The 7,840-nt window shown below is 71.0% G+C and carries 7 protein-coding genes; 3 read left to right on the forward strand and 4 right to left on the reverse strand.

Annotation, left to right across the window (positions count from 1 at the left end; genetic code table 11):
* Window positions 1-29 precede the first annotated feature (29 nt).
* The 4 genes from ACFV6I_RS35350 to ACFV6I_RS35365 form a co-directional block, all read right to left on the reverse strand.
* On the reverse strand, window positions 30-431 hold the full coding sequence (locus ACFV6I_RS35350) for a YccF domain-containing protein (protein ID WP_063346584.1): 402 nt from the start codon (window positions 429-431) through the stop codon (window positions 30-32).
* 173 nt (window positions 432-604) lie between these two features.
* The gene (locus ACFV6I_RS35355) at window positions 605-1,132 is read right to left on the reverse strand and encodes a hypothetical protein (RefSeq protein WP_380429989.1); all 528 of its coding nucleotides are present in this window, start codon (window positions 1,130-1,132) and stop codon (window positions 605-607) included.
* Window positions 1,129-2,841 (reverse strand): alpha/beta hydrolase, encoded by a 1,713-nt coding sequence (locus ACFV6I_RS35360; protein WP_380429992.1) that lies wholly within the window; start codon window positions 2,839-2,841, stop codon window positions 1,129-1,131. The genes ACFV6I_RS35355 and ACFV6I_RS35360 overlap by 4 nt, the downstream gene beginning before the upstream one ends.
* A gap of 3 nt (window positions 2,842-2,844) precedes the next feature.
* Window positions 2,845-3,246: a hypothetical protein gene (locus ACFV6I_RS35365; protein WP_380339707.1), complete on the reverse strand. Its 402-nt coding sequence runs from the start codon at window positions 3,244-3,246 to the stop codon at window positions 2,845-2,847.
* Window positions 3,247-3,444: 198 nt separating this feature from the next.
* Between ACFV6I_RS35365 and ACFV6I_RS35370 the strand changes: the two genes are divergently transcribed.
* The 3 genes from ACFV6I_RS35370 to ACFV6I_RS35380 all read left to right on the forward strand — a co-directional run bounded on the left by ACFV6I_RS35370 (window position 3,445) and on the right by ACFV6I_RS35380 (window position 7,799).
* Window positions 3,445-3,855 (forward strand): DUF6153 family protein, encoded by a 411-nt coding sequence (locus ACFV6I_RS35370; RefSeq protein ID WP_380339704.1) that lies wholly within the window; start codon window positions 3,445-3,447, stop codon window positions 3,853-3,855.
* A 98-nt stretch (window positions 3,856-3,953) separates the two neighbouring features.
* Entirely contained in the window at window positions 3,954-5,558 is a 1,605-nt protein-coding gene (locus tag ACFV6I_RS35375) for a multicopper oxidase family protein (protein WP_380339701.1), read from the forward strand.
* Window positions 5,559-5,795: 237 nt separating this feature from the next.
* Window positions 5,796-7,799 (forward strand): amino acid transporter, encoded by a 2,004-nt coding sequence (locus tag ACFV6I_RS35380; RefSeq protein WP_380339698.1) that lies wholly within the window; start codon window positions 5,796-5,798, stop codon window positions 7,797-7,799.
* The last annotated feature ends 41 nt before the right edge of the window (window positions 7,800-7,840 follow it).

Here is a 7,840-nt window from a genome sequence, read left to right on the forward strand (position 1 = left end):
CGTTTATCCTGCGGCTGCTTCTCAAACGGCTACCGGGCGCCCCAGGCCTGGTCGGTGGGGACGACCTCGCGGCCGAGCGGCATGAGGGAGATCGGGATCATCTTGAGGTTCGCCCAGCCGAACGGGATGCCGATGATCGACAGGAACAGCGGGATGCTGGTCACCAGGTGCGCGATCGCCAGCCACCAGCCCGCGAAGATCAGCCAGATGACGTTCCCGACGCAGGACGCCGCCCCGGCACCCGGCTTCTCCACGGTCGTCCGCCCGAACGGCCACAGTATGAAGCCGGCAATTCGGAAGGACGCGACGCCGAACGGGATGGTCACGATCAGCACGCAGCAGATAATTCCGGCGACGGTATAGGCAATAGCCATCCAGATACCGCAGAAGATCAGCCAAATGACATTGAGGACGAACTCGATCACCTTCATGGCTGACACCTTCTCACGGCTGCTGCTCGGGGTTCCACGATCCAGCCATGCCCGCCCCCGGGCGCGTCTACGCCCTTAGGGGGCGATCCTCGGGGTTTGTTCCGGGGTCGGCGCGGGCGGACGTGCAGGGGCCGCACCCTGCGGAGGGTGCGGCCCCGGTGCGGCGGCTCGGATCAGGCCGGTGGCGTGCCGTCGGGCCAGACGCAGGGGGAGCTGACCCGGAGGGTGAGGTCGTGGCTGGCGTCGGAGACCCCGTCCAGGGTGGCGAGGAAGTCGTCCTTGGGGTTCTTCAGCCTGATCCAGTCGTTGTGGAAATTGGGGGGATCCTGAACCGGCTGGAAGCCCTGGCCGGTCAGGAACGTTCGGAAGGCGTTCGCCGCCTCGGCCTTGGGCGCGGACGGGACGTCGCCGAAGTCGTATCCCCGATGGGTCTGCGTCCTGCCGTGCGGGCCGATGTCGTTGGCGTCGCATTCCATGTCGAAGAAATCGCCCGAGCTCGCGGTCGGTTTGACCGGCAGCTTGGCCAGGGTGTCGGCGAGGTAGGTGTCGATCTGCTTCTTGGCCTGGTCGAGCGTGATCGTGGACTTCGACCGCTCGTTCAAGGTCTGCACGCCGCAGGCGTTCAGGGCCAGTACGGCGACCGCCAGCACGGCGGTGGTGGTGACCCGTTTGATCAGCGGGGTGTGCTCGGTGGTGCTCATGAGACCCGCTTTCCGGCGATGATCTGGCCCATGGAGGTCAGGGTGGGCGAATCGTCGTTCCAGTAGTCCGAATGCCCCGCGTTGGGATTGGTGGGCAGGACCTGCGCGCCGAACTGGGGGACGGTGGTCTGTCGGCCGTGGATCAGGTGGTGGTCACCGTCGCCGAGGCCCCACGAGCTGGCGACGTTGTCGACGATGTTGTCCGCCATCCCGCCGGGGTCGGTGGCGGCGGCCCAGCCGATCGCGTCGGCCGGGCTCTGCGCCACGTACACGCGGGACGGGTCGATGTTCAGGTCCTTGGCGTTTTCGACGCCGCAGCCGGGGCTGGCGATGAGGACGACGTTGTCGACGGGAAGGCCCTTGTCGCGCATGGCGTAGCCCACGGTCGTGGTGCCGTAGCTGTGGGCGAGGACGGTGTTGTTCGACAGCTTCCCCTCGTGCGTGGCGTGCAGCCCGGTCTCGAAGGCGTGCAGCTTGTCCTCCGCGTTCTTCGCGTACTTGTCGTCCGCGGCCTCGGGGATGATCGTCTGCGGAGCGTCGTAGCCGACCCAGGTGATCGACGAGGTGGTGCTCGGGTCTTGCGCCTTCCGGTTGGCGTCGTTGGCCGACTTGACCATCAGGTCGGAGCGGTTGATGTCGCTGCCGATGCTGCCGAGCCGGGCGCCGGTGCCGGGCACGTACGTGGAGACGTTGTCGGCGGTGTCGGGGTTGTTGGCCGCGATGATCGCGTGGCCCTTGCCGTTGGTGTCGAAGCCCAGCAGGAAGGTGGGCGGGTGTTCGGCGTTGACCGGGGTGTTCAGCCGGTTCTCGATGGCCGTCACGCCCTTCAGCTTGTCTTCGAGGTCGTCGCGTTTCTGCTTCCACGCCGTGTAGTCGGGGTTCTGGACGGGCCCGCCGTTGGTCTCGGCGACGGACAGGTAGTGCTTCGGCTCCGGGCCGAGGCCGTCGAGCTGGTGTTGGAGGTCCTGCCTGCCGCGCTGGAGGTTGATCCGGTTGGCCTGGTCCCGGGCGAGCGCGGGGACGCCGTCGAGGGCGCCGACCTGGTCGGGGTGGTTGAGGATCATCCGGTGCTGCTGCTCGTCGGTCAGCCCGTTCCACCAGCCCTTGACGCTGTTCGGGTCGGTGCCGGCGGCGGGGACCTGTTCGAGCGCGTTCGCGGCGGCCAGGTCGGTCTTCGCCGTGGCGGCGTCGAGCCCGGTGCCGTCGCTCGCGTTGCCGGCCAGGTGGGCGAGCCGGGCGCTGATCGTCTGGTCCGTGTGGTCGGCCTCGGCGAGTGCGGCCGTGATCCGGCTGCTGATCTGCCGGGCCTGCGACTCGGCGTCGGTGCCGGCGAAGGTGGCGGAGCCGGGGTCGTTGTCCCAGGTGATCCCGCCGTCGGCGGCGACGGTCAGCTTGTGGGTCCTGGCGTCGTCGAGGGCGTTGATCAGGTGCGCCTGGGCGGCGGCGAAGCCCTCGGCCGCGTCGTACAGGGCTCTGCTGACGAGGCCGATCTCCTGTTGGGCGGCTTGGAGTTCGTTCTCCAGGAGCTGGATCCGGGCTTGGGCGTGACCGGCGGCGTTCCCGGTCCACTGGGAGTGGTTCAGCCGGTCGACGACCTCGTGCTGCCAGTTCTCGACGTGCTGGCCGAAGGCGGTGGCCAGGGTGTCGAAGGCGGTCTTCGCGGTGGTGAGGTTGATGAGGTCGGCGTCGTGGAGGGTCTTGATGTCCATCGCTTACGCGGCCGCCTTCGCGTCGGCGGGCTTCACGGGGCCAGGGACGAAGGTCGTGTTGAACGGGTCGGGTTCGTTGGGGAGTGGTGCGGCCGGGTTCCGCATGCTCCCGTGGATGTCCTTCTCGACCTGGCGGTAGTAGGCGGCCGAGGTGGCGAGCTTGGTGCCGACGTCGCCCATGTCGCCGCCGAGCTTGTCCAGCAGCGTCTTCCAGTTCGTGCCGCAGTTCTGGATGGCGGCGGCGGTGAGCCAGCCCTTCAGGCCTCCGGCGGCCTGGTTGCACGGGTCGGTGATCTTCGCGGTCTCTCCCGGTATGAGTCCGCCGATGTGCTGGGCGCTCTGCCCGCAGCCGTCCAGTTCGGCTGGGTTGACCTTGAACTCCAAGGCCAGATCAGGATCTGCCATGTCTTTCCCCCCGTTGATGAGCCCCGGACCGGCGTGCCGCCCGGGTCCGTGTCGACAAACTGCTGACGGATGCTAACGGATCGATCTTCGGCGGCGGGGAGGGCGTGGGCCGGGCGACCTGCCCCGGCGCGGCCGGGGGCTGTGATTCGGGATACCCTGCGGGGGTAACTGATGGCGGGATCGGTCGGGAGGTGGACGATGGCGGAGCCGCGTCCGGCCGTCCCCCGGGCCCTGCGCCTGCTGCTCCTCGCGGCGCTCCTGCTCGGCATCGTGGCGATGCACACGCTCGGCCATCCGACCGTCGGCGGGCACGGGGTGGAGCACGGGGCAGACCACGGGCCGGCGCGGCACGCCGTGAGCGCCGGTCACCCGGCGGGCGCCGAGGAGACGGTGCACACCGCAGCGGCCGACGGCATGGATCCGATGACGGTGTGTCTGGCCGTCCTCGCCGGCTGGACGTTGCTGCTCCTCATCGCCGGCCCCCTGCTGCGGTACAGCGGTGACGTCGCCGCCGAGGTGAGGGCCCGGCTGCTGCGGGCCGTTCGCGCGCTGCCGCCGCCCGGAGGCGGGCGGATCCTCCTCGCCCGGTTGTCGGTGCTGCGTCAGTAGGCGTGCGCCGGCCGCCCCGTGTCCGCGCTCCGGCGCGGGCGGGACGGCCGTCGCGACGTCCTGCTCACCCACACCCACCGCACGAGGTGCACTCCGTCATGCGCACACCCACCCGTCGTACCGTGCTCGGCGCGGCGCTCGCCGCCGCCGGCACCGGTCTGCTCGCCGCCTGTTCCGCCGATCCGATGAAGGGCATGGACCATGGGGGCGCCGCCCCCACCACCCCGGGCGGCTTCGTCGCCCCCGGCGGCCCCGAGGTCGCCGCCGCCGAGGCGCGGCGAGGGCCCGGGCCGGAGCGCAAGGTCGCGCTCACCGCCACCGAGACGACGCTCGACCTGGGCGGCCGCACCGTCCGCAGCTGGGCGTACGGCGACCGCCTGCCCGGCCAGGAGGTGCGCGCCACGGTCGGCGAGACGCTCGCCGTCAGTCTCGCCAACCACCTGCCGCAGCCCACCTCGTTGCACTGGCACGGCCTCGCGCTGCGCAACGACATGGACGGCGTGCCCGGGCTCACCCAGGACGCGGTGCGGGCGGGCGCCGGCTTCGAGTACCGCTTCGCGCTCGCCCACCCGGGGACGTACTGGTTCCACCCGCACTCCGGTGTCCAGCAGGACCGCGGCCTGTACGCGCCGCTGATCGTCGAGGACCCGAGGGAGCCGCTGCGCTACGACAAGGAGTGGGTCGTCGTCCTGGACGACTGGGTGGACGGGGTCGACGGCAGCACCCCGGACGCCGTGCTCGCCGAACTCGCCCGGGGCATGGGCGCGATGGACCACGCGGGGATGGACCACTCGGCGACGGGCGGCCACGACATGGCGGCCATGGGCGGCACTCCGACCGGCACCCCGAGCACCGCCCCGCCCACCGCCGCCGGCCCGTCCCGGATGCTGATGGGCGCCCGCAGCGCGCTGCTCGGCGGCGACGCGGGCGACGTCGGCTACCCGTTCCACCTGGTCAACGGCCGGCTCGCCACCGCGCCCGAGACCTTCACCGCCAAGCCCGGCGACCGGGTCCGGATCCGGCTGATCAACGCGGGCGGCGACACCGCCTACCGGGTCGCGCTGGGCGGCCACGAGCTGACCGTCACCCACACCGACGGCTTCCCGGTCGAGCCGGCCACCACCCAGGCGCTGCTGCTCGGCATGGGCGAGCGCTACGACGTGCTGGTGACCGTCCAGGACGGCGTGTTCCCGCTGACCGCGCTCGCCGAGGGCAAGAACGCCGCCGCACTCGCCCTGCTGCGCACCGGCGGCGGCGCCGCGCCGGACGCCTCGGTGCGCCCGGCGGAGCTGGACGGCAGGCTGCTCGGCGCGGCACAGCTCAAGGCCGACCCGAGCGTGCGGCTGCCCGCCAGGGCGCCGGACCGGACGGTGCGGCTGGAGATCACCGGCGGCATGGCGAAGGCCGACTGGGCGTTCAACGGCCGCCGGTACGACCCGGCGCAGCGCTACCCGGTGGCGGCGGGGGAGCGGGTCCGGCTGGAGTTCCGCAACACCACGAGCATGTGGCACCCCGTCCACCTGCACGGCCACACCTTCGCGCTGCCCGGTGACGGGCCCCGCAAGGACACCGCGATCGTGCTGCCGGGCGCGACGCTCGCCGTCGACTTCGACGCCGACAATCCGGGCCTGTGGATGGTGCACTGCCACAACGTCTACCACGCGGAGACGGGCATGATGACCGTCCTCGGCTACCGGGCCTGACCTTCGCGGCACGCGGCGTCGGGGCGGGGGAGCGGCCCTGTCCCGACGCCGCGCGGCCGGCCCGTCGGCGCCCGGCCGCGGGCGCACTGCCACCGGGCGCACCACCCGCCGCGACCTGCGGAGCAATGACGTTTTCTTAACGCGGGGCGATGACGCGTCCTTAACGCCGGTCGCATAGCCTGTCGCACTGCCGTCGCCCGACGGCGCTTTTACGGGGTCTTTAACAAGAGGTGCAAGGTGGTTTCGTCGGGTTCGACGGAGGCGGCGACGGCGGAACCGTCGTCGGCGCGAATACGGTTGCGCGGCTGGCTGCTGGAGGACGTGTCGGCGGACAAGCCGGCCACCGGGGAGGCCGGCCAGGACGGTTCGCAGGGCGGCGCGCAGGTGGGGGACTCCGGTGCGCACAAGGGCCAGCGCTGGTGGCGGGTGATGTGCCTGACCGGCCTGGACTACTTCTCCACGCTCGGCTACCAGCCGGGCATCGCCGCGCTGGCCGCGGGCGTGCTGTCGCCGATCGCGACGATCGTGCTGGTGATCGTCACCCTGCTGGGCGCGCTGCCGGTCTACCGGCGGGTCGCGCAGGAGAGCCCGCGCGGTGAGGGCTCGATCGCGATGCTGGAGCGGCTGTTGTCGTTCTGGAAGGGCAAGCTGTTCGTCCTGGCGCTGCTCGGCTTCGCGGCGACGGACTTCCTCATCACGATCACCCTGTCGGCCGCCGACGCGAGCGCGCACCTGGTGGAGAACCCGCACCTGACCAGCGTCCTCGGCGGCAAGCAGGTGCTGATCACGCTGATCCTGGTCGCGCTGCTCGGCGCGGTGTTCCTGAAGGGCTTCAGCGAGGCGATCGGCCTGGCGGTGGCCCTGGTCGCGGTCTACCTGGTGCTGAACGTGGTCGTGGTGGCCGTCGGCATCTGGAAGATCATCGAGGCGCCGCACGTGGTCACGGACTGGACCAGTGCGCTGACCGCCCAGCACGGCAACCCGGTGATCATGGTGGGCGTGGCGCTGGTGGTCTTCCCGAAGCTGGCGCTCGGCCTGTCCGGCTTCGAGACCGGTGTCGCCGTGATGCCGCACATCGAGGGGGACCCGGACGACACCGAGGAGAAGCCCACCGGCCGGATCCGCGGCACCCGCAAGCTGCTCACCACGGCCGCCGTGATCATGAGCTGCTTCCTGATCACCACCAGCTTCATCACCACCCTGCTGATCCCGGCCGACCAGTTCAAGCCCGGCGGCGACGCGAACGGCCGCGCCCTCGCCTACCTGGCCCACGAGTACCTGGGCGGCACCTTCGGCAGCGTCTACGACCTGTCCACCATCGCCATCCTCTGGTTCGCCGGCGCCTCCGCCATGGCGGGCATGCTCAACCTGCTGCCGCGCTACCTGCCCCGCTACGGCATGGCCCCGCACTGGGCCCGCGCGGTGCGGCCGATGGTGATCGTGCTGACCCTGATCGGCTTCCTGGTCACCTGGCTGTTCGACGCCAATGTGGACGCCCAGGGCGGCGCGTACGCGACCGGTGTGCTGGTGCTGATCAGTTCGGCGGCCATCGCCGTCACCATCGCCGCGTACAAGGCGAAGCAGCGGGGCTGGACCACCGCCTTCGCGATCATCGCGGCGATCTTCCTGTACACCACCGTGCTGAACTGCCTGGAGCGGCCGGACGGTCTGAAGATCGGTGCCTGCTTCATCGCCGGCATCATCCTGGTCTCGCTGCTCTCCCGGCTGCGCCGCGCCTTCGAGCTGCGCGTCACCGACGTGGTGCTGGACGACGTGGCGGAACGTTTCGTCAGGGACTACGCGCACCGCCCGCTGCGGCTGATCGCCAACGAGCCGACCCACCGCGACGTCGCCGAGTACCGCGACAAGATCCGCCAGATCCGCGCCGACAACGACATCCCCGGTGAGGACGACCTGGTCTTCGTCGAGGTGACCGTCCGGGACGCCTCCGACTTCGAGACCGAGCTGACCGTGCGCGGCGAGGTGCTGCACGGCCGCTACCGGGTGCTGACGCTGGAGAGCTCCAGCATCCCGAACGCGATCGCCGCGCTGGCCCTCACCATCCGGGACCGCACCGGGCAGCAGCCGCACCTCTACTTCGAGTGGACCGAGGGCAACCCCTTCGCCCAGTTCCTGCGGTTCTTCCTGTTCGGCCAGGGCGAGGTGGCCCCGGTCACCCGCGAGGTGCTGCGCGAGGCCGAACCCGACCGCAGCCGCCGCCCGCGCGTCCACGTCGGCTGACGCTCCGCCGCACAACGTCGTCGGCCCGCCCGGTCCTGTGC

The organism is Kitasatospora sp. NPDC059803, assembly GCF_042732255.1.
Classification (GTDB): Bacteria; Actinomycetota; Actinomycetes; order Streptomycetales; family Streptomycetaceae; genus Kitasatospora.

What these genes read in the sequence shown, in the direction of transcription:
- ACFV6I_RS35370 (WP_380339704.1), top strand. Translation starts at nt 3,445, where the DNA reads ATGGCGGAGCCGCGTCCGGCCGTCCCCCGGGCCCTGCGCCTGCTGCTC.
- ACFV6I_RS35375 (WP_380339701.1), top strand. Translation starts at nt 3,954, where the DNA reads ATGCGCACACCCACCCGTCGTACCGTGCTCGGCGCGGCGCTCGCCGCC.
- ACFV6I_RS35360 (WP_380429992.1), bottom strand. Translation starts at nt 2,841, where the DNA reads ATGGACATCAAGACCCTCCACGACGCCGACCTCATCAACCTCACCACC.
- ACFV6I_RS35365 (WP_380339707.1), bottom strand. Translation starts at nt 3,246, where the DNA reads ATGGCAGATCCTGATCTGGCCTTGGAGTTCAAGGTCAACCCAGCCGAA.
- ACFV6I_RS35350 (WP_063346584.1), bottom strand. Translation starts at nt 431, where the DNA reads ATGAAGGTGATCGAGTTCGTCCTCAATGTCATTTGGCTGATCTTCTGC.
- ACFV6I_RS35355 (WP_380429989.1), bottom strand. Translation starts at nt 1,132, where the DNA reads ATGAGCACCACCGAGCACACCCCGCTGATCAAACGGGTCACCACCACC.